The organism is Coleofasciculus sp. FACHB-1120 (genome assembly GCF_014698845.1).
Classification (GTDB): domain Bacteria; phylum Cyanobacteriota; class Cyanobacteriia; order Cyanobacteriales; family FACHB-T130; genus FACHB-T130.
Map to the genome: position 1 here is coordinate 512705 of NZ_JACJTV010000001.1, position 21846 is coordinate 534550.

The window sequence follows — 21846 nt, forward strand, 5'->3', positions numbered from 1 at the left end:
TAAATTTACAAAACGCTTTTAAAAACAAAACTTTACAAAAAACTTTAAGCTTAGGGGCGGCATCTATCCGTTAGAGCGATTCTAAATGAGGAAAATCAAGAGGAGTCAGCGATTCCTATTTTGCATAGGAGATAATAGCCAGAACTCAAAAACTGTAAAATTTGACAAGCGCCCTAAAAAATTAAAGAGTTACATCCTCCAAAAGTGAGATTTAGTAGTTCCCCTTGGCACGCTAAAGGGATCGTGGAATGATGTGAAGTTTGTGCGCCAATCCAAACCCAAAAGAGACAGCTGACCAGGAGATAAAACAATGGCTACCCCCTGTCACATTCTTGTAGAAGACAACCCGGTCATCATCTATGCTTCCCGGAATGGCAGCCCTAAAAAAGTTTTGCCTATCCTCAATCGCTTTCTAGAGAAGTTTTGGCAAGAGAGAGAAACCTGCGGAGAATACTGCGATACGCCTGGGTGCTTAGTGGCTCAGATTCTGGTTCGCTTTGGCTACGAGATATGCGAAGATGATTTTTCTAACCTGCGAGTGGGAGTGAGTTTCGACCCAGCAGTGGAATATCTCTACTGTGTTTCTTTGGATTACAAAGTGAGTATCTGGGTTCCAGAGGTGTCCTACCGCGATAATCCCTCTTTGGGACTGCAAGGCTGTCGCCAGGACTTAGTTTTGAGTACTATCTAAATGCTGCGTGCGCGATCGCACTTTTTGTTTGCATTTTATTTGCGCTCCTCACCCCCATTCCTGACCTAGCTGCACGCCAGACAACAACGAAAACGACTAATCTGTATACAGACGGATAAGACCCATAAACTTAGAATTGTGGGCTTTCTTCAGCCGATTTTGATAAGCAGATAACTATCTAGCCGCCTAAAAGATACACATATTATGTTCGACGCACTTTCTGAACGCTTAGAATCTGCCTGGAAAAGCCTGCGGGGTCAGGACAAAATTTCCCAATCCAACATTCAAGATGCCCTGAAGGAGGTTCGTCGCGCTTTATTAGAGGCGGATGTCAATCTCCAGGTCGTCAAAGATTTTATTGCCGATGTTGAAACCAAGGCACAGGGAGCCGAAGTTGTTTCTGGAGTGCGCCCCGACCAGCAGTTCATCAAAATTGTCTACGATGAGCTAGTCCAGGTGATGGGGGATACCAACGTCCCCCTGGCTTCAGTAGATAAGCCTCCCACGATTGTACTGATGGCTGGGTTGCAGGGAACGGGTAAAACCACAGCCACAGCAAAGCTAGCTTTGTACCTACGCAAGCAAAATCGCAGTACCTTGCTAGTCGCAACTGATATCTATCGCCCAGCCGCCATCGATCAGCTGGTGACGCTAGGGCAGCAAATCGAGGTGCCAGTGTTTGAAATCGGCACCAATGCTAACCCGGTAGAGATTGCACGGCAAGGGGTTGAGCGAGCCAAGGCAGACGGCATCGATACAGTGATTATTGATACCGCCGGACGCCTCCAGATTGACCAGGACATGATGGCGGAATTAGCCCGCATCAAGCAAACCGTCCAGCCGCACGAGACGCTGCTGGTGGTCGATGCCATGACCGGGCAAGAAGCGGCGAACCTCACCCGGACTTTCCACGAACAAATCGGGATCACGGGTGCCATTTTAACGAAGCTGGATGGCGATAGTCGCGGCGGTGCAGCCCTATCAGTGCGACGGATTTCCGGTCAGCCGATTAAATTTGTTGGCGTCGGGGAAAAAGTCGAGGCGCTGCAACCGTTTTATCCAGAGCGCATGGCTTCCCGAATTCTGGGCATGGGAGACGTGATCTCCTTTGTGGAGAAAGCCCAGGAGGAAATAGACCTGGCAGATGCCGAGAAGATGCAGGAAAAAATGCTCTCGGCTAAGTTTGACTTCAGCGATTTTCTCAAGCAGATGCGGCTGCTGAAGAATATGGGTTCGCTGGGGGGCATCCTGAAGATGATTCCAGGGATGAATAAGATTTCCGACGAACAGCTGCGCCAAGGAGAAACCCAGCTAAAGCGGGCTGAGTCGATGATTAATTCCATGACGAAGGAAGAACGCCAAAACCCAGACTTATTGGCGAAGTCTCCTAGCCGCCGTCGCCGGATTGCTCGCGGTGCTGGCTATCAGGAGACAGATGTCAGCAAGCTGGTAACTGATTTCACAAAAATGAGAACCGTCATGCAACAAATGGGTCAGGGCGGTTTCCCCGGTATGCCCGGAATGGGCGGTATGCCCGGAATGGGTGGTGGTAATCGTCCTTCCCAAGCCGGTTGGCGGGGCTATGCCCAAGGAAGCCCCGGCAAGAAAAAGAAAAAGGAGAAAAAGAAGAAAGGCTTCGGCACTCTCTAGCTGGAACCGTGATGGCAATTAGCTTTTAGGTTGGGCAAGTAGAATTTGATGCCAAAAAATGGTACAATCAATGACTCTGCGTCTAAAATCTAAAAGCTAATCGCTAAAGAGCTGATGGCTTAAAATCCAAACAGGAACATTCTTCATCAACATGATCAAACTGCGATTAAAGAGATACGGCAAAAAGCGGGAAGCTAGCTACCGGATTGTGGCAATGCAAAGCACTTCCCGCCGTGATGGGCGTCCTTTGGAAGAACTGGGATTTTACAACCCCAGAACTGATGAAGTTAGACTAAATGAGCCAGCCCTCACCAAGCGCCTCCAACAGGGAGCGCAGCCTACGCCAACGGTGCGCCGGATTCTTCAAAAAGCTAATGTCTTGGAACAAGTCAGTGCCCCAACTACCGCATGAGTCCGAGTTGGATTCCTCAGCTTCAACCAGTCAGCCTATAAGGTCATCCCACGGGAGTTCGCTACCCGATTATGCCGCTCTCGTGAAATTTTTGGTGCAGCCGTTTTTAGAATCACCAAAATTGCTGAGCGTGGACTGCGAAATGTCGCAGGGGAATACTAAAGCATGGGTGCGGCTGGCTTTTGAAGGCGAAGATAAGGGAAGAGTTTTTGGTCGGGGAGGGCGTAATATTCAGGCTATTCGGACGGTGATTGAAGCGGCTGCGAAAGCTGCCAATCAATCTGTGTACCTGGATATCTATGGGAGTTCAGCGCGATCGCTTGAAAGTACGCCGGGAAGTCCAGAAGTTGCGAAAAAAGATCCACCTCGCCGGTCTTCCTCGGTAGCAGCTCCCAAATTCCGCTCCCGTTAAAACTTTAGACGGTTAGCATTGAGGAGGTGATGGATCGCCTCCGATTATGGATATCTCCTAAGTAAATCGCCTGTTATCTTTCGCAAAAGGGGCTATTAACGTGGCATTGGAACTAACCAAAAGCTAGTGTTGATGGTTAACCTCAGCAAAAAAGACAGCGAGTGGCTGCAAGTCCGTTTGGTTGAACACAAGTCGATTAACTCGGCGTGAAGATGCAACCAACTAGAAAATCTAGCGATGCGGAATTTTCTAGGAAGTTCAATCTCGCCAACGGTACGAAAAGCCGAGTATTCGTCGAAAGCGGAAGCCTCCCGTCAGTGCCTATGCTCTCATTGAGGATCTGTAGCCAATTAAATTGGGACGCCTGAGCTGTTATGGCAATGTCTATATATCGGGCGTCTTTTCGCATCATAGGGGCAGATTTTACCAACGATCCCCTCCTCTCACCGACGACTGCTATAAACTCGCCCATAATATTAAGATGACCGAGGCATTTAAAACAATACATCTACCAAGTGCCAATAGCGCGATCGCCTTAGCAGGCGATCGAGAAGAAAACCTCAAAACCCTGGCAAAAACAACTGGCGCGATTCTAGTGTTGCGGGGTCAAGAACTGATGGTTTCTGGGACTCCTAAACAAGTAGACCGCACCAACGATCTGGTGAACGCCCTCAAACCTTTCTGGAAAGACGGGAAGCGGATCTCCAAAGTAGATATCCGCACGGCTTGTCAAGCCCTGGATACGGGACGCCAGGTGGAATGGCAAGCAATGCAAGAGGAAGTTCTTGCCCGAAACCGTCGCGGCGAAGATATTCGAGCCAAAACATTTCCTCAGTGGCAGTATATCCAAGCAGTACGCAGCCACGACCTCACCTTCTGCATTGGCCCAGCAGGCACCGGCAAGACCTACCTAGCAGCCGTTCTGGCAGTTCAGGCGCTGCTGTCCGATCAGTACGAACGACTGATTCTAACCCGTCCAGCAGTGGAAGCTGGGGAAAAATTGGGCTTTTTGCCTGGGGACTTACAGCAGAAAATCGATCCATTTCTGCGCCCCCTTTATGACGCGCTCTATGAATTTATCGATACAGATAAAATTCCTAGTTTGATGGAACGCGGGGTGATTGAAGTCGCTCCCCTGGCTTATATGCGGGGACGAACCCTCAACAACTCCTTTGTAATTGTCGATGAAGCCCAGAACACCACCCCGGCACAGATGAAAATGGTGCTGACTCGCCTGGGGTTTCGTTCTCGCATGGTGGTCACGGGCGATATCACTCAGACCGATTTACCACTTAACCAACAATCTGGGTTAGCCGTTGCCCAAAAAATCCTCCAACGAGTTGAAGGGATTGCCTTCTGCAATCTCTCCAAAACTGATGTTGTCCGCAATCCGTTAGTTGAGCGAATTGTAGCGGCATACGAAAATGATGCGTTATGAGGGATGAGTGAGGAGAACTGTTCGGGTTTTCTAACCAAGAGAATGACGGTTCGCAGACTATTTGAAAATTTGCTTGCAGTTCTCCACCCAAAGCAATCAGGGAAGAGGTTCTCGAATTTGTGTGTCAAGAGTGCCTCAATTGCGCTTGCCCGATGGGGAGTGAATCCCTTTTAGAGGTAAAAAATGAACGATACCACAGTACTATTTCGTCCGGTGGGTCAAAAAGAGCTAGATTTAATCGGAGAAAGCGGCTACGCTGCCTTCCCAGCTCGGCTTCCCTACCAACCGATATTTTATCCAGTGCTAACTGAGGCGTATGCTGTGCAGATTGCTAGAGATTGGAACACGAAAGATGAAGCTTCTGGCTATGTAGGTTATGTCACCCGCTTTTATGTAAAAACGGAATTTCTAGCGCAGTATGACGTGCAGACAGTGGGTAGTTCTCAACACCAAGAGTATTGGATACCGGCGGAGGATTTAGCAGAGTTCAACCGGAATATTGTCGGGAAGATAGAAGCGATCGCTAAATTTCAACCCAAACCAGAAACCGCATCATAAAATGTTTTTTGTCTTAGCAGATACGACCTCGCTTCCCTGCGGCTGAGTGACCAACAGGGTTGTTGCCTACCCATCTTTCATCCACGGGTTCCGAAGCTAGCTGATAACGGCTATCTGAAGAAAGCCGAATTTGCTGAGAGTGGTTATCTAAGCTGGCATGAATTGTAAACATACCGAAAATCAAAACATCTCCAGCTTTGAAATCGGCGGTTAGCCAACGTCCTCCGTATTTTTTCCGCAGAGAAACAGGGTTTTTTGATAACGCCCCATTCCACCACTTTTCGCCAAAGGCATACAATTGGGCAGTCTTTCGGTTGGAACAATAACTATCTACATCCTTTCGCCCATAATTGTTTTTAATCCTTTCCAGCCGATGCGAGTTTTCTAAAATTATCAACCCCCCCATCTCCAGAGACACATCGCCCAAGGGTGTCCAAGTTGTGTAAAGGTCATGAGTTCCCCGCCCCATGTACACGATATCGCAGTGAGCATAAGTACCATGACCGGGGGCAACTGCCCTTAACCAGGTGTAATCGAAAGGTCGGACATCGCCGCCTAAAAAAACTTGATAAAATTCCATCATTCGATCCGAATAAAGCAGTTTTTTAATTGCCTGACTTTGGACTGCTAAATCGGGTCTAAAATGCATTTTCAATCCCGGTTTTGCCACGCATTCTAGAATCGGGTGTCCGGGTTCGAGACAATCTTCTGCGGCTAAGCGTTCGGCAATCTGCTGACGGCTGTGCCAAACCTCTTGGGGATTTAGAAGTGAGGGAAGGTATAAATACCCGTCCTGATACATCCGCTGGCACAGTTTCTCAGGCTGATTGAGTAAATTTGAAGAATCGCTTAAATAACCAAAAGCCTCACTGCTGCAATCGAGTTCGTAACCTAAAGAAGTGAGGATAGTTTTCTCAGGAATCACGAGCATAGCTTACGTATTTAACGTTGTTATTTTCTAGATTGCCCTAAAATTTTTCCTACTAGACAGATAAGTCATGTTCAATCAAGGACAATAATTTTCTCCTTTGAGAGGCTCTTCAACCCAGGTAGGCAGGGTCGTTCATCCAGCATTCATCCAGCGAAATTGTGCGATGAGGCAGGTTCATTGCCATTGCTAGAGTTGTGTTAAACTCTAAACTCCGATCGGGTAAAACCCAGTTGTCAAGCAACCACTAGAACTCTTACCGAGCATGGCAAACTATCAAAAGCTCGGCGCTACAGCGTCTTGTGAGGGCACTTTGCAAGAGCCTCGCTGTGATTAGCATCAACCTCACAGGTAGAACTGCTCGTGGTATAAGGATAGGCAATTCTCTCTGAAATTCTTTTATTACTTGATTGTATATTCATAATACTTGTCCCATAGTGGAAATGTCTAATAGACACGGCAGTTGCTGAGCGAACTCGTCTTTAGCATGATTTTGTCTGTTATCTGCACTCCTCTGAGCTACAACCTTAGACTTTATAAAATTTTTATAAATAAACCTTCTTGCTAGAGCCTAGCCTCTTGCAAAATGTTTAAATGGAATCAAAGAGTTATTTACTCTATCTTTTTCATTTTCAAGATATAAAAATGATGTTTTTATGATCCTTGTAATATGGCAAAGCTACTTCAGCTATTGAGGATTACCATCATCGTGTTGATACTCCTTGTATCCACAACGAGTGTCTATTCTGCTCAACCAGCTTTGGCTCAGCCTCATACTGTTCTGCATCGATTGGCAGAACAACAGGAGTATAGGCTTCCAGAAGCGAATTTGTTTGCTCAAGTTAGCAATATCAACCAGTTCCGGGATGTTTCCCCAAGAAATCGGTATTACAAGGCACTTCAACACTTAGTTGAACGATATGGAATTGATGTCGCCTTGTATAAGTGTCCATTTACCGATGTGAAACTAGCAGATTGCAAGCAGCCTATATTTCGAGGAAACGATCCGTTACTAAGAAGAGATTTTGTCATGTATTTGAATGATGCACTTGACAGCTTCAACAATATTCCTGCTGCTGGTGGTGGTGATGTCATTTTCTCTAGGAACGATGTAGAGGTAGTAGCTTCCCAGTGGAATGATGAAAGTCGTTCGATCGAGCAAGAACTCACCCAAATAGAAGCTCGGTTAAATTTATTAGAACGAAGAGTTTATGGGGACTAACCATGAGAAAACGAATTCAAAAGTTCTTTGTTCAATTTACCGTCTTTGTGTTGGTCATTCTGGCAGTATCTCAAATAGCACTATCCTCAGATGTAACGCCACTTCAAGATATAGGAGATATATCTCGAAATGATATCGAGTTTGAAGCTTTGCGATCGGTTGTTGAACGTTATGGGATTAATGTGGCGCTTCCCGATCGCACCTTTCGCGGCAAACAAGTCCTAACAAGAGGAGATTTTGTCATTTATTTGAATGATACGTTGATGCTAATAAAGTCACTGTTATTAGCTTCTACGGCGGATCAACCCGATTTGATCAATTTAAATAACGACCTGGAATTAGTATCTACACAATTAGATACTAGCAATCAGGCGATCGCAACACGAATAGAGCGGATCAAAACTCGTCTGTTTAACTTGGAGTCCAAAGCCATAAATTCAAAGGCGTTGGAAGATGGGCAAGACTACACGAAAAATCAGATAATCCCCGAAGTTAATCCCATCAAATATAAATATCAATATATTAGTCAACTTTCCACTCTTCTCCGAGCTGAAGTGAAAGATATCACTCCTAACGATCCGTATTATGAAGCACTGGGGAGTGTTTTAGAAAACCATGAAATTAATGTCCTTCTACCAGATTCAACTTTCAAAGGAAAAGAACCCTTAACGAGAGGGGATTTCGCCATTTACTTAAGTGATGCGCTTGCTCGCTTAGAGGAACTTAAGGAGGCTGCCGATCCAATTCGGACTAGCCAAGAAAGATTGAGTCAAATCCAAAATAAATTAAGTGTCAATCGTCGTTCTAAGCAAAAGGAATTAGAGAGCATCAAAAAGCGATTAAATGTCTTAGAAAATAAAATTATCGGTTTTAATTAATCAGATAATAGCCTATTAGCGCTATAACTATGAAATTTTTGATTATCAGTTTTTTTCCTCTGTATATATTTTTATTCTCTTCTCAGCAATGGTTGGCGGCTTTTCCAACTACCGCGCAATCATATAACATGAAAAGCAAAAGCCTAGGAATTAGAAGTTATGAAGCAGAAAAACTCCTCAAGCTTGGGATTGAATACCATCGAAATGAACAGAGAGAAGAAGCGTTAAAAAAATATCAACAGGCTTTGGAAATTTATCGAGAGATTCGCGATCGCAAAGGCGAAGCTAGTGCCCTACATCTGATTGCTGCGATTCATAATACGCTAGCTAACTATCCAGAAGCCATTCAATCTTATCAACAAGCCCTGCAACTATACCGCGACATACAGAATAAAAAGGGTGAAGCCAGTGTTCTTAACAGTTTAGGCAGCGTTCACCAACAACAGGGAAAATTTTCTGATGCTTCAGCGTTCTATCAGCAAGCTGTGGAAATGCTTAAGAAGGCAGGCGATCGCCCTGGAGAAACAGATACTTTAAATAATATTGGCTCACTCTATTATTCTCAAGGACAGTATGCTCAAGCATTAAATTCTTATCAACAGAGCCTCAGCATTTCTGAAAGATTAAATGATGATCAACGCCTTGGCTCAATCCTAAATAATATTGGTTTAGTGTATAGTGCGCTAGGTCAACATTCCGAAGCCTTAAACTTTTATCAACGTGGATTACAAATACAAAAATCGATTGGAAATCTTCAGGGATTAGGAACGACGCTGCATAACATTGGTTTTACTTATGCTCAGATTGGGCAGACTCTCAAAGCCATTAGTTTTTATCAGCAAGCGTTAGCCGTGCGAAAGTTTGTGGGAGACAAGTCAGGGGAAGCAAAAACTCTAAATAATTTGGGGTTTTCTCATGAAAAATTAGGACGGATTTCTCAGGCACTCAAATCTCTGGAGCAAGCTTTAGCAATTTTTCGAGCGATTCAAGACAAGGTCGGAGAAGGAAATACGCTCGACAGCATTGGAACCTTATATAGGAATCGGGACGAGTACACCAAAGCCTTCACGTTTTATCAGCAAAGTTTAGTAATTTGGCAAGCGATCGCTGCTCCGGCAAGCGAACGGATCACGCTGAGCAACATTGGCAAGCTTTTGGAAAAGCAGAAAAAATCAGAACTCGCAATTGTGTTCTATAAACAAGCGATTAATGTAACAGAAGAAATTCGGCAAACTTTGAAAGTCTTGCCCAGAGATTTTCAAGAATCTTACACAGAAACTGTGGGAGAAACTTATCGATCGCTTGCGGATCTGTTGCTTAGGCAAGACCGAATATTAGAAGCGCAACAGGTTCTGGATCTCCTGAAAGTACAAGAACTGGATGATTACCTGCGAAACGTGCGGGGCAATCCGCAGACGGCGCAAGGAATCGAAGTCCTCAATCCCGAAGCAGAAATCTTGAGAAAGTATAGTATCCTGCAAGAATCTGCTGTCAAACTCGGTCAGGAACTCGCCCAGTTGCGGGAAGTACCGGAAACTAAGCGTACCGAACAACAACAGCAACGAATTGCCCAACTGGTGCAATTAGAAATAGAACTGAACCAGCAATTCAACCAGTTTCTGAATCGTTCTGATGTGCTGGTACTGGTGGAACAACTCAGTCGTGCCGTCCGACGCCAGAACATCAACCTGGAAGACCTGAATGCTTTGCGGGATACGTTGCGAAAATACCGGGCAGTGCTGCTTTATCCGCTGATTCTGGATGATCGTATCGAACTCATCCTCACTACTTCCGATTCGCCACCTCTTCGCCGTACCGTCGATGTTAAACGCGAAGACCTCAACAAAGCAGTTTTAGAATTTCGTCAGATACTACAAAACCCTAGTAAGCCCAAGCGATCGCAAGAGGTGGCTCAAATGCTTTATACCTGGCTAATCAAACCTCTAGAAGCCGAGTTGAAGCAGGCAAATGTTCGAACAATCATCTATGCTCCCGATGGGCAACTGCGATATATCCCGCTAGCTGCATTGTATGACGGTCAACGCTGGTTGGTGCAGCGGTACCAAGTCAATAATATTACCGCTCGTTCCCTGACTGATTTCTCAACTCCACCGGCATCTCAGGAGCGTTTGTTGGCAGGAGCTTTTGTGCAAGGTACCTACAACTTTCAAGTTGGAGATCGGCAATTTGTCTTTAATGGGTTACAGTTTGCAGGCGAGGAAGTAGACGGTTTGGCAGCAACCATTCCCAATACAACCAAGCTAATTGACAAAGCCTTTGGTCGGGAAGCGGTCTTACCAAAGCTGAACGACTACAGCATTATCCACTTTGCAACCCATGCGGCATTTCTAACTGGGCAGCCAGAAGAATCTTTCATTCTTTTTGGGAATGGAGATCGCGCAACGTTGCGGGACGTAGAAAATTGGTCTTTGCAAAATGTGGATTTGGTCGTATTGAGTGCTTGTGAGACCGGCTTAGGTGGACTGGGCAACGGAGAAGAGATTCTGGGGCTGGGCTACCAGTTTCAGCGGGCAGGAGCGAGAGCAGCGATCGCTTCCCTCTGGGCGGTCAACGATAATAGCACCCAGGTTTTCATGACAGCATTTTATCAAGCCTTGAAAACTCCTGGAGTAACGAAAGCGGAAGCACTACGGCAAGCGCAAGTTGCCTTAATCGGAGAAGAAGAAACGACCTCAGCAGCATCTCGTGGCATTGAAGTAGTTACTAACACAGAAACGCTGTCCCGTCCAACCAACACTCCGTTTGCTCATCCCTACTACTGGGCACCCTTCATCCTAATTGGCAATGGTTTATAGGGGATTGGGCACTGCACCTGTAGCATCGTCCGATTCTACTAGCTGAAATCTTGTGGTTGCGGAGGCTTAAGCGGTTCAAGAATTAAAAGACCACTACCTGTTGCCGCAATGATGTGAGATCACCACGTCTGATAACCCGCTCCCTAACTGGATTGCCTTGCTATGCTGTAAGGTAGTTGCCCTGCGCTTGAATCGCCCACTCACTAGAACCATGACCCAGCAACCTAAACGCATATGTATCCTCGGTGGCGGCTTTGGCGGTCTCTACACTGCCCTGCGCTTGAGCCAGTTGCCTTGGGAAAAATCGGAACGTCCGGAAATTGTCTTGGTGGATCGAGATGACCGCTTTTTGTTCACGCCGCTGCTGTATGAACTACTCACCGGGGAACTGCAAACTTGGGAAATTGCCCCACCGTTTCAAGAGATTTTAGCGAACACGGGTGTGCGCTTCTGCCAGGGCGTTGTGGCTGGAATAGATATCCAGGAAAAACTTGTACATTTGCATGATGGCCCTGCCTTCTCCTACGATCGCTTGGTGTTAGCTTTGGGTGGAGAGACGCCCCTAGATATGGTGCCAGGGGCAGCTGAATATGCGTTTCCTTTCCGAACGATTGCTCACGCCTACCGCTTGGAAGAACGGCTGAGAATTTTGGAAGAGTCGGAAACGGATAAAATTCGCATCGCCATTGTGGGAGGCGGTTACTGTGGGGTTGAATTGGCTTGCAAGTTGGCGGATCGCCTTGGCGAACGAGGTCGCATCCGGTTAATTGAACAAGCTGATATGATTCTCCGGACATCGCCAGATTTTAACCGGGAAGCGGCGCGAAAAGCTTTGGAAGAAAGGGGCGTGTGGATTGATTTGGACACGGCAGTAGAGTCGATGTCACCGACTACGATCTCGCTAGTGTACAAAGCACAGGTAGACCAAATCCCAGTGGATTTGGTGCTGTGGACGGTGGGAACGCAAGTAGCAGAGGCAGTGCGATCGCTCGAACTCAAACACAATCAACGCGGTCAAATTACCACTACGCCGACTCTACAAGTGGTTGACCATCCAGAAATCTTTGCCCTTGGCGACCTTTCGGACGCTCACGATGCTGACGGTCAGCAAATACCGGCAACTGCCCAGTCTGCCTTCCAGCAATCAGATTATACTGCCTGGAATATCTGGGCATCGCTGACCGGGCGTCCTTTGCTTCCCTTCCGCTATCAAAGTTTTGGTGAACTGATGACCTTGGGGACGGATAACGCCACTTTCACTGGCATGGGAGTAAAGGTGGATGGTTCTCTTGCTTACCTGTTCCGGCGTCTAGCGTATCTGTATCGGATGCCAACGCTCAATCATCAGTTGAAAGTCGGATTTAATTGGATTGCCCAACCTTTGTTGGAAATGTTCTCCAAGTAATCTGGAATTCGGGGTCATCCCCTTGAAGTCAAAGATGGGCAATGCCCACTTATACAGTTTCACTATATTTATCTCTTAGATTCTCATGTAAGGGCGCGAGGCTTTGTCTCGTGCCCTTACGTTTAGGGAGGAATTGACGCTCCCACGGCTTTAAGGAAGTAGAGCCGTGGGAGCGTCAATACTGAGATAGGATTTATGACATGATGATGAATCTAGCCGGTGGTTTTATTGGGTTTGCGATCTTGAGATGGAACGCTAAAGTAGCATGAAGCGCCCCAAAGTTATTTTTCTTGATGCCGTGGGCACCATGTTTGGTGTCAGGGGTAGTGTAGGAGAGGCGTATAGCGCGATCGCTAGTCGGTTTGGCGTCCAAGTCTCCGCTGAGGTGGTGAATCCAGCCTTTTACCAAAGCTTTAAAGCCGCACCGCCGCCAGTTTTTATCGGTGCAGAATCCCAAGAAATACCGGATCGGGAATTTGAGTGGTGGAAAGCGATCGCGCTTTCTACATTTGGACAAGTTGGCGTCTTGCCGCAATTTTCAGACTTTTCCAATTTTTTTGACGAACTCTACGCCTACTTCTCCACCGCGGAACCTTGGTTTGTTTATCCCGATGTTCTTACAGCTTTGGAAAAATGGCGGGAAATGGAAATTGAGCTGGGTGTATTGTCAAATTTCGATTCGCGTATCTATTCGGTTTTGCAATCCCTGAATTTAATCGAATTTTTTACCTCTGTCACCATTTCCTCGGAAATTGGTGCTGCCAAACCCAATCCCAAAATTTTTGCCGCTGCGTTGGAGAAACATAACTGTTCGCCTGAGGAAGCATGGCACATTGGCGACAGTCATAAAGAGGACTATCAAGGAGCAAAAGCAGCGGGACTCAAGGGCATTTTTTTAAAGCGCACTGAGTAGAGGGTTGGGACATGATGTAACAGTGTAGTTGTGGCAGCGAAAAGCCACGTATAGCGCGATACGGTCAGCGATCGTTTTTCTCAAGTGCTACTGCCTGTAGTTTCACCATCGTGACTCAAGAGCAACTGTGCTAATCGAGCCATGCTACTGCATCATTTCTACTTGCTTGGAGCGATCGCGTAACTCGTCAACAAGGAGTCATAGATGTCTTTTCTACCTTATGAAAATTTCACTATTACAACTAATCTAGATGCAGAGCAAGTCAAGAGAATATTGGCTGATGTCATTGAACCGCCTAAGACGTTTAGAAATTCTTGGTCTTCGGCATCAAGATCGCATAAACCCTATGAAGGTAAAATTTATGATCATAGTTTCCAAATATCTAGAATTATCTATACCCGAAATTCATTTTTACCAATTATTAAAGGCAAAATTTCCCCTCAAGTTATTGGTTGCTCAATCAATATAACTATGAAATTGCATATTCTTGTATTAATATTTATGGGCTACTGGTTGAGTATGACTGGCAGCATCGGAGTAGGATTTCTATTGGCATTGCTATCAGATAATCGAATGGGCATAGCTGGTTTGATGCCCCTTGGGATGTTTGTATTTGGTTGTCTTTTATGCATAATTCCTTTTAAAATTGAAGCCAAAAAATCTAAGGAGTTTTTATACAAGCTGTTCAGTGCTTAGTTTTCATAAAAATCACACGACAAAAGCATCTAAGAAAAATCCTTCGCTCCATTTGACTAGGAAGAAAGAGCATCGACCAACATTCAAGCAGTTTGATGGGAGCGATCGCGCTAATTTTGTAGCCTGACTAATACTTGAGTCTCTTAATTTTTTGCAGGTGTTGCTTGGATGGCGCAAGGCTGACTGTTGCACTGTTGGATGTAAAGCTGATCCACATAAGGTTTCTGCCACCTTAAAGGAATCTCTAGTAAATCTCGCGTACCAGTCATGCCTTGTCCCACAAATAGTAAGAGTGCAATGCAGCTCAAAATGATGTGAACGTTGCGCCAACGATTTAGCCGATCTTTGTAGATATCTTCAATAATTGCTAACGAAAATATCATTAACATTGCCGCTGCGATGCCGATGTAGTAGTGAGACACCAACCACTCATTGTCCCGGCGATAAACGCCTTCTTGGAAGCCGAGAATCATTAAACCTGCGCCGGTTAAGGTTGCAAAAACGCCGCGCCAGAGCCGTTGTTTGGCTTTGCAGAGCAATACTAAGGAGACAATGGTAGCCGCAAACATTAGGAGGATAAAGACAACTTGAAAAGGTTTCTGGCTCCAGATTTGCTTGCTCAAAATATGCTCAAAAATCGGGTACGCAAGCCCGATGAGGCTAACTCCGACAATAGCACCAGAGAGCCATTTGCCTAATTGGACGTGTTCTTGCCCGACTACTGGCGGAATTTTACTTTTGCCTGCTAAATTTTGCAAGCGGCGTTGGCGAGTCTGCCAAGCGCGGTTGACGACGATGCCAATTAGAGGGAACACAACTGCAATTGCGATCGCGGGATGAATTAAAGCCGCCAAATCTGCAATTTCCATAACAACCTAAGTATGCGTTGATTTTTTAGCTACTGAAAGGAGCAAAGCCAAAGGTGGCATTGAATTGGCGACACCAAATCGCCACTGAGCCAAACTCTGCTGGATTGACGCTAGCAGGAATCGCATAGCGTTGAGTACCACTTATTTTTTGTAAGCGACCGATACTTACATAATCTTTTTCTTTAATGCCATTGATTGGCGGCTTTTCCGAACGATACAGGATGACGAATAAATCCGGGCCATTGTCAGTTTTGAAAGCTTGATCAAACTCCAGATAGCGTTTTCCATTTTCTGTAACCAAGCGCACAGTTCCCTGGGTGGGATGTTCTCCTCTCTGAAAGGTTCCAGACTGTGTAAGCGTCTGCGCTACCGATGTAGCAGATGGGTTTGTCAATGGCGCAGTCTGAACATTTGGCTGATTGGAGTTGGCTTCTTTGGTACAGCCTACGCTCAAAAGTGTTACTACACAAATTACTGCTAAATAATTCATTTTCATAGAAGTTGTCCTCAAAATCATCTCTACTGACACTTTAAAAGACGGTGGCAGCAAAAAAATGAGTTTTACCTGAGAAACAGATTGGAAATGGATGATAGCTTTTTAGACAAGTTTTTAGATTAATATACTGTCGTTTCAACTTCCTGTCAGTTTCTATTTCTTTCAGTAAATTCTCATTTTTATAGTTTGTAAGTAGAGTAGATTATGGTCAGGCTTGTAATCATTGCCGTTGATTGCTATTGAGCTACTGCTTCTTGGGCGATTTTGGCAACTACTAACATCTACAATAAAAACTTATAAATTCAATCAAGGAGATGTAGTTAAATTTTATGTTTATTGGCAAGCTTGCCTATATCCTGTATTATCTTATGAATCTATTATCCGGGTTAGTACGCAATTCTAAAACGAAATTTTAGTATCAATTGTAAGAAAATTAGCAATTAATTGATTAGCAAGTAACTTCAGTTTTAGGAAAGTAACAGAGATGACGACTTCACAAATTGAAAATCCAATCTCAAAGCGTCAAGTCCTAAGAAGGATTTTCCGCCTTCAGATGGCAACGCTGATCATGCTGGGGATTGTTGTCTTCGCTGCTGCGATCGCTACTGCATGGTTTGCGGGTGAAGGGAAAATTAGCCAGCTATTTGCCGAACTGAATATTTTACAAGAAAATCCACCCATGTGGCTGCAAGCGCCAATGAAGAGTGAATACTTGCTAGTTCCTACGGTTGCTTTGCTAGCGATTGTTTTGGTAGTGATGAAGATTTCCCCAAAGACCGATGCTTGGTCTCGGTTTTTTGTCGTGGGGATTTTGCTAGGGTTAACGGGTCGCTATATTGTATGGCGATCGCTTTCAACTCTGAATGTTGCTGACCCTCTGAATGGCGTCTTCAGCCTGGGGTTATTTTTTATGGAAATGTTGATGTTGAGTAGTAGTACGATTCAGCTTTTTTTGATGCTGAACGTAAAGGAGCGACATCGGGAAGCTGACCAGATGGCGAAAAGTGTGATTGATGGTAGCTTTATGCCAACCGTCGATATTTTTATTCCAACTTATAATGAGCCTGTATTTATTCTTGAACGCACAATCATTGGTTGTCAAGCTTTAGATTATCCTAATAAGACAATTTATTTACTGGATGATACGAAACGTCCAGAAATGCGAAAATTGGCTGAGAATTTAGGTTGCGAGTATAAAACGAGGCGAGATAATAGCCATGCAAAAGCCGGGAATTTAAATCATACGTTTCCTCAAACAAAGGGAGAGTTGATTGTTGTATTTGATGCAGATTTTATTCCGACTAAAAACTTTCTCACCCGTACTGTAGGTTTTTTTCAAGATGAAACCGTTGCCCTAGTACAGACTCCTCAAAGCTTTTATAACTCCGATCCGATTGCCCATAATTTAGGATTGGAAAATGTCCTAACGCCCGAAGAAGAAGTGTTTTACCGGCAAATTCAACCCATTCGGGATGCAGCTGATAGCGTTATTTGTTCTGGAACTTCTTTCATTGTTAGGCGCAGCGCTTTAGAAGCAGCAGGTGGATTTGCCATAGATTCCTTGAGTGAAGATTACTTCACGGGCATTTGTTTATCTGCCAAAGGCTACCGATTAATTTACCTAGATGAAAAGTTAAGTGCTGGATTAGCCGCAGAAAATATTGCCGCTCATGCTACTCAGCGGCTACGGTGGGCACAAGGAACTTTACAAGCTTTCTTTATTAAGGCGAATCCGTTAACGATTCCAGGACTGAGTCCTCTGCAAAGACTGGCTCATTTAGAAGGATTATTGCATTGGTTTACCAGTTTGGCGCGGGTTTATTTTTTACTAATGCCGTTAACTTATTCGTTTCTCGGCGTTATTCCCATTCGAGCAATGACTGGTGAATTATTGTATTATCTTCTCCCTTACTATGTCGTGCAACTCTCTGTTTTTTCCTGGTTAAATTATCGTTCGCGTTCAGCTTTGCTGTCGGATATTTACACGTTGGTGCTTTGCGTTCCTCTAGCGCTAACTGTACTTCAAGTAATGCTGAATCCTTTTTCTAAAGGGTTTAAGGTAACGCCCAAGGGAATATCACGCGATCGCTTTGCTTTCAACTGGAATTTAGCATGGCCTTTGATTATTTTATTTATCGCAAGTGCTGTGAGCTTGTGGCGGAATTTAGGAATGAGCATAATGGCGGGGGGTTGGCAAGCGGCGGAAGCTTACGAATCAACTGAAGTATATAAAGGTCTCGGCTTAGGTTGGATTTGGAGCGGTTATAACTTGTTAATGATTGGCATTGCGTTGTTAATTTTATTAGATGTCCCCAAACCAGATATTTATGAATGGTTTGATTTACGGAGGGTGATCCGGCTGAATGTTGCTGGGCAGAATTTTTGGGGCATTACTACGATGATTTCGGAAGCAGGCGCTCAAATTGCCTTGACCCACGGAGGAATACCGAATGATACCAGTGAAATGTTGCCGGTATCATTAGAAATTATGGAAGAACAATTAGAATTGCAAGGCAAAATTACCCATACCGGATTTAGATGTGAGTATCCAACCGTGCGGGTGACTTTTGAGAAATTGAACCTCAAGCAATATCGGTGTCTGGTAGAAATGCTATTTTGTCGCCCAGGTCAGTGGAAGCGCCGAGAGACTCCTGGAGAATTTGGTTCTTTGTTGCTGATTTTCAAGATTTTACTTCGTCCACGAGTTTTGTTTGATAGGGAGGGAGAAGTAAAAGCGATCGCTGTTTCCAAAATTTAAAGCTTTGCTATTTTCAGAAGCTAGAGATGGTGCCCCATACACTCTCTCACTTTGGAAATTTTTCTGTTTCTCTACTTGCTCTGCCAGCTTGTCTGAAGGACTCAATAAAAATACACTAGAGATGGATTAATCGCGTCTCTATTCTCATCAAAAATCTTGGGCATATTCCTCTGCCTATTTTGGTTAAAAAGGGGAGGTGCGTCCGGGAGCGAAAAGGGCAATTGCCTTACCTAAATAATGATAGGAGTAATAGAATATGTCGATGGAACATAAGGCGTTTGTATTTGACTATGATAGTTTCATATACGAATTGAGTAATATTCTAAGAAACGCCCTGCTGACCAATAATAATGAAAAGCTAGTGAGCTTTATTAAGCAAAATATAAATTCCCTAAAAGACCCCTATGAGGGTGAAGCTCTAAATACTTCGTGGGAAACTATGGTAGAACCGAAAGACCCTCACCAGTATGGCGACTTTGCACTCATGAAGTTCTACGACCCTCAAGATGACATTGGTCTTGGAGCAATGTGGGAATGGGAAAATATTCAAAAAATTTTCAAAAAAGAATGCGGAAAAAATTCTGTCATTTTAGGTACTCCTTTTGGCTCTAAAGATAATTATTTTGATCCTGGAAAAATGGGGTCGTATTTCCAATCAAAAAGCTAAGTTCAAGACAACTTACAATTGCTAACAGAGATGCTTTACCTGAGGTCGGATATTTTTGATGAATTGAATGAGGCGTTTAAAATGATTAAGAAAGCTGCGGAGTCAGAAAAAGGTCTTTACGTAACATTCTGATATGGCCTACCAATCAGTTACTGGGAAGATGAAAGAAAAATTGTTATTAAGTAACTGTACAGAATTAATTCCCCAAGCAGACGCGATCGCTAATTGAGAAGCATTCCACAAGAGAGATTAAACATGACAGTAAATATGCGATCGCACAGGTCGTCCTTACTGAATTGAGAGCGATCGCTCTCGACGCCACCTAGTCTAAAAACTGTACGCTCTAAAAACTGTACATTCTAAAAACTGTACGCAGTATTTGACAGCCTTACCCTCTGCTCTGGCGAAGTCGTCCGAGATTTCACTCTTTCACTGTCTTGTTGCCGAGTTAACTTTTCCAGTTTCAGGTCGCCATATCTAGCATAAAGTTGTTTGATCTCTTCCTTCATCTGGTCGCATTCGGTCTGTAGCCGCTGATTTTGATGGCGCATCTGTTGAATCTTCTCCTGATGTTCCTGACCAGCTATCCGGTAAGTTTGGTGAGAGTTCGCCAGTTCATCCTGTAGCTTCTGAATTTCCTGTTTCAGCTGCTTTAATTCCTGGGATTCAACTGGCTTTGTTATATAAACTTTTTTTGGAGCCTTTTGTTGACTAGAAGCACTCTTGTTTTTCTCAAGTTCTAGGCGAGACTTCGCCAGTTCATCCTGTAGCTTCTGAACTTCCTGTTTCAGCTGATGTACTTCCTGAGATTCACCCGGACAATTTAAATGAACTTCTTGTATATAACTTTGTATAGTAGAAGGACAATTATTTTCGGCAGTTTGTAGAAATTGCAATCCGATTTCTCTGAGCCGCGCCAACGTTAAATCTTGACTAAGCCCGATGTAGCATTGGCAGAGTTCCCCATTTATTTTCTTGCAAGCGTACCAAAAATCTCCATCATTTTTAGTTTCTTTGCTAGCGATGAAATCAGATGTACGTTGATCGACTGGCTTAAAATTAAAGGACTTAGAACTTGGTAAATTAAGCCATTGGAACCATTGCTCAGAATCCAGATGGATGTCTTCTAGTCGTTCACCCCGTCGGGGATCTTCTACCCAAAATTCTAATGTTGCTCTCTCGGTAAATGACCAAACTTTTGGTGTCTTAGCCGCCATAATATAAGTTACACAGATAAGTTATTCACAAAATTAACAAGTTTCAGCATTTTCGCCAGTATTCCATGTAACTTTTTTTTCAGTAAACTCCATAATTTTACGGTGGCTCTTTACCAATAAACGCATAATTACGGAACATCTTCCATGCCTCTCCCTTGTTTTATAAGTAAATATACCAAGGATTTTTCACTGGTGAAGGTTTTTAGACATCAGGTTTATTAAATCTTTAAAATATTCAGGATTACTGTTGACACAATCTTCATAGTCAGGGGCAGGCTGCAAGTTATTGAGGGGAAGCAGCTGCGTCTAGGCTTGCTGGTACGTAAGTCAAAAAGAGAATTTCTCTTTTTCGAGGAGAGAGGTGAACCTGCATGGCTGAGAGATAGGTGAGAACTCTTTCCCTGTCGGTTGAGGTTAGGTTGAAATGTGTGAAACCTAACCGCAGGTAGTATTTCATTAGCTTGGCAGCGTGGAACCTAACCTACGGCTGCTAGGCTATACGCGCTTGACTCTAGAGTGCAAGCGTGGGGTGTAAAGCGGAATTTTCTAAAAGCATCGGGCAGGATTTTGATTAGGGCAAGTTGCACATTGCGTCAGTTCACCTAAAAAATGTAGCTGAATCTCTAGATTAAATTTTTAGTGTTTTCTGCTGGATTGAAAATTACCAAATTCCAGCTTTTTTGCCTTAAGGAGGACTTTCTATCCTTAAAAATCAATCCAACTGTTTAAACGATTTAAATTTCATCCTAAAGATAGGTGAATAAAAACCTTACTAGCTGCAACTGTGTGAAAAGTTCCAAAAATTTAGTCACGGATTGATTCCAGCTCCTTCTCTAGAATGAGACTCGATGGTAATGCTCCCACAATGAAAGAGGAAGATAAAACTAAAAGTGAACTCATCGCTGAATTAGTAGCGCTCCGCCAACGAGTTGCCGAGTTAGAGAAACAAGAAAATCAATATCAGCAGTCAGAGGAGGCTCTGCGGTTAAACGAAGAGCGCTTCCTGATGTTGCTGGAAAACATGAAAGACTATGCAATTTTTTTCCTGGATCTGGAAGGATGTGTTATCAAGTGGGGGGCAGGGGCAGAAAGAATATTAGGCTATCAGGAAGCAGAGATTCTGGGCAAATCTGGCTCCATAATTTTTACACCTGAAGATCGCGATCGCGGCGATGACGAGAAAGAACTGGGAAAGGCATTGAGGGAAGGGCGAGCTGAGAACGAACGCTGGCACGTCCGTAAGGATGGTAGTCGTTTCTGGGGCAGTGGTATTGTCACTTCTTTACGAGATGAGAACGGACAGCTGCAAGGGTTGGCTAAAATCATGCGCGACTTCACGGATCGCAAGCAAGCTGAAGAGGAACGGACTCGGTTACTTGCCCGCGAACAGGAGGCACGCACCCAGGCTGAATCAGCTAACCGGATGAAAGACGAGTTCCTGGCGACCCTTTCTCACGAACTGCGATCGCCCCTCAATGCCATGCTAGGGTGGACGAGTCTTCTCCGTACCCGAAAATTTGACGCGGCGACGACCGCTCGTGCTATTGAAACGATTGAGCGAAATGCCAAGGCGCAAGCACGCTTGATTGAGGATCTTCTAGATGTTTCGCGGATTATTCGGGGTCAACTCCGCCTCACGGTTTGCCCCCTGGAACTGATTCCAGTCATTGAGTCAGCTATTAATACGGTACGTCCAGCAGCAGATGCCAAGAAGGTAGTGCTAAACAAGTAATGATAGAGAAGAAGAGCTTCATACTGATGTTTTCCTCTTATGCCTGTTTGTCCCATTTGTGCATCTTCTCAAACAGTCAAGAATGGTC

At 44.6% G+C, this 21846-nt stretch carries 20 protein-coding genes; 15 read left to right on the forward strand and 5 right to left on the reverse strand.

Annotated features, from left to right (window positions below; translation table 11 throughout):
- The first annotated feature begins 310 nt into the window (after positions 1 to 310).
- The 6 genes from H6H02_RS02125 (at position 311) to H6H02_RS02150 (ending at position 5161) form a co-directional block, all read left to right on the forward strand.
- On the forward strand, positions 311 to 691 hold the full coding sequence (locus H6H02_RS02125) for a histidine kinase (protein WP_190814127.1): 381 nt from the start codon (positions 311 to 313) through the stop codon (positions 689 to 691).
- A 204-nt stretch (positions 692 to 895) separates the two neighbouring features.
- The gene (gene ffh, locus H6H02_RS02130) at positions 896 to 2341 is read left to right on the forward strand and encodes a signal recognition particle protein (protein WP_190814128.1); all 1446 of its coding nucleotides are present in this window, start codon (positions 896 to 898) and stop codon (positions 2339 to 2341) included.
- A 151-nt stretch (positions 2342 to 2492) separates the two neighbouring features.
- Positions 2493 to 2753 (forward strand): 30S ribosomal protein S16, encoded by a 261-nt coding sequence (rpsP, locus tag H6H02_RS02135; protein WP_190413229.1) that lies wholly within the window; start codon positions 2493 to 2495, stop codon positions 2751 to 2753.
- Positions 2716 to 3165, forward strand: coding sequence for a KH domain-containing protein (locus H6H02_RS02140; RefSeq protein ID WP_190814130.1), 450 nt, complete (start codon positions 2716 to 2718; stop codon positions 3163 to 3165). Before rpsP ends, H6H02_RS02140 begins: the two co-directional genes overlap by 38 nt.
- Positions 3166 to 3646: 481 nt before the next feature.
- On the forward strand, positions 3647 to 4603 hold the full coding sequence (locus H6H02_RS02145) for a PhoH family protein (protein ID WP_190814132.1): 957 nt from the start codon (positions 3647 to 3649) through the stop codon (positions 4601 to 4603).
- 183 nt (positions 4604 to 4786) lie between these two features.
- Positions 4787 to 5161: a hypothetical protein gene (locus H6H02_RS02150; RefSeq protein WP_190814134.1), complete on the forward strand. Its 375-nt coding sequence runs from the start codon at positions 4787 to 4789 to the stop codon at positions 5159 to 5161.
- Between the two features lie 13 nt (positions 5162 to 5174).
- Here the strand turns inward: H6H02_RS02150 and H6H02_RS02155 are convergent, their stop codons facing one another.
- A complete protein-coding gene (locus H6H02_RS02155; RefSeq protein ID WP_190814136.1) occupies positions 5175 to 6092 on the reverse strand; it encodes a phytanoyl-CoA dioxygenase family protein in 918 nt (305 codons plus the stop codon).
- Positions 6093 to 6201: 109 nt separating this feature from the next.
- Positions 6202 to 6333: a hypothetical protein gene (locus tag H6H02_RS27495; protein ID WP_277922500.1), complete on the reverse strand. Its 132-nt coding sequence runs from the start codon at positions 6331 to 6333 to the stop codon at positions 6202 to 6204.
- Between the two features lie 426 nt (positions 6334 to 6759).
- Here H6H02_RS27495 and H6H02_RS02160 point away from each other — a divergent pair, with 426 nt between their 5' ends.
- The 6 genes from H6H02_RS02160 (at position 6760) to H6H02_RS02185 (ending at position 14019) form a co-directional block, all read left to right on the forward strand.
- The gene (locus H6H02_RS02160; protein ID WP_190814138.1) at positions 6760 to 7311 is read left to right on the forward strand and encodes a hypothetical protein; all 552 of its coding nucleotides are present in this window, start codon (positions 6760 to 6762) and stop codon (positions 7309 to 7311) included.
- A 2-nt stretch (positions 7312 to 7313) separates the two neighbouring features.
- On the forward strand, positions 7314 to 8189 hold the full coding sequence (locus H6H02_RS02165; RefSeq protein ID WP_190814140.1) for a hypothetical protein: 876 nt from the start codon (positions 7314 to 7316) through the stop codon (positions 8187 to 8189).
- Between the two features lie 128 nt (positions 8190 to 8317).
- Positions 8318 to 11005 (forward strand): CHAT domain-containing protein, encoded by a 2688-nt coding sequence (locus tag H6H02_RS02170; RefSeq protein WP_190814142.1) that lies wholly within the window; start codon positions 8318 to 8320, stop codon positions 11003 to 11005.
- A 211-nt stretch (positions 11006 to 11216) separates the two neighbouring features.
- Positions 11217 to 12410 (forward strand): NAD(P)/FAD-dependent oxidoreductase, encoded by a 1194-nt coding sequence (locus tag H6H02_RS02175; protein WP_190814144.1) that lies wholly within the window; start codon positions 11217 to 11219, stop codon positions 12408 to 12410.
- 265 nt (positions 12411 to 12675) lie between these two features.
- Positions 12676 to 13323, forward strand: coding sequence for an HAD family hydrolase (locus H6H02_RS02180; protein WP_190814146.1), 648 nt, complete (start codon positions 12676 to 12678; stop codon positions 13321 to 13323).
- A 204-nt stretch (positions 13324 to 13527) separates the two neighbouring features.
- Positions 13528 to 14019, forward strand: coding sequence for a hypothetical protein (locus H6H02_RS02185; RefSeq protein ID WP_190814148.1), 492 nt, complete (start codon positions 13528 to 13530; stop codon positions 14017 to 14019).
- A gap of 143 nt (positions 14020 to 14162) precedes the next feature.
- On the opposite strand, the gene H6H02_RS02190 is transcribed toward H6H02_RS02185, so the two are convergent.
- Both H6H02_RS02190 and H6H02_RS02195 read right to left on the reverse strand, forming a co-directional pair.
- Entirely contained in the window at positions 14163 to 14888 is a 726-nt protein-coding gene (locus H6H02_RS02190) for a DUF4079 domain-containing protein (protein ID WP_190814150.1), read from the reverse strand.
- Positions 14889 to 14913: 25 nt separating this feature from the next.
- A complete protein-coding gene (locus H6H02_RS02195; RefSeq protein ID WP_190814152.1) occupies positions 14914 to 15384 on the reverse strand; it encodes a DM13 domain-containing protein in 471 nt (156 codons plus the stop codon).
- A gap of 484 nt (positions 15385 to 15868) precedes the next feature.
- Here H6H02_RS02195 and H6H02_RS02200 point away from each other — a divergent pair, with 484 nt between their 5' ends.
- Both H6H02_RS02200 and H6H02_RS02205 read left to right on the forward strand, forming a co-directional pair.
- Positions 15869 to 18142: a glycosyltransferase gene (locus tag H6H02_RS02200; RefSeq protein ID WP_190814154.1), complete on the forward strand. Its 2274-nt coding sequence runs from the start codon at positions 15869 to 15871 to the stop codon at positions 18140 to 18142.
- Between the two features lie 256 nt (positions 18143 to 18398).
- Positions 18399 to 18809, forward strand: a complete 411-nt coding sequence (locus H6H02_RS02205) for a hypothetical protein (RefSeq protein ID WP_190814156.1) — start codon at positions 18399 to 18401, stop codon at positions 18807 to 18809.
- Between the two features lie 359 nt (positions 18810 to 19168).
- Here H6H02_RS02205 and H6H02_RS02210 read toward each other — a convergent pair whose 3' ends face one another.
- Positions 19169 to 20026: a hypothetical protein gene (locus H6H02_RS02210; protein ID WP_190814158.1), complete on the reverse strand. Its 858-nt coding sequence runs from the start codon at positions 20024 to 20026 to the stop codon at positions 19169 to 19171.
- 838 nt (positions 20027 to 20864) lie between these two features.
- Between H6H02_RS02210 and H6H02_RS02215 the strand changes: the two genes are divergently transcribed.
- Positions 20865 to 21758 (forward strand): PAS domain S-box protein, encoded by an 894-nt coding sequence (locus H6H02_RS02215; RefSeq protein ID WP_190814160.1) that lies wholly within the window; start codon positions 20865 to 20867, stop codon positions 21756 to 21758.
- The last annotated feature ends 88 nt before the right edge of the window (positions 21759 to 21846 follow it).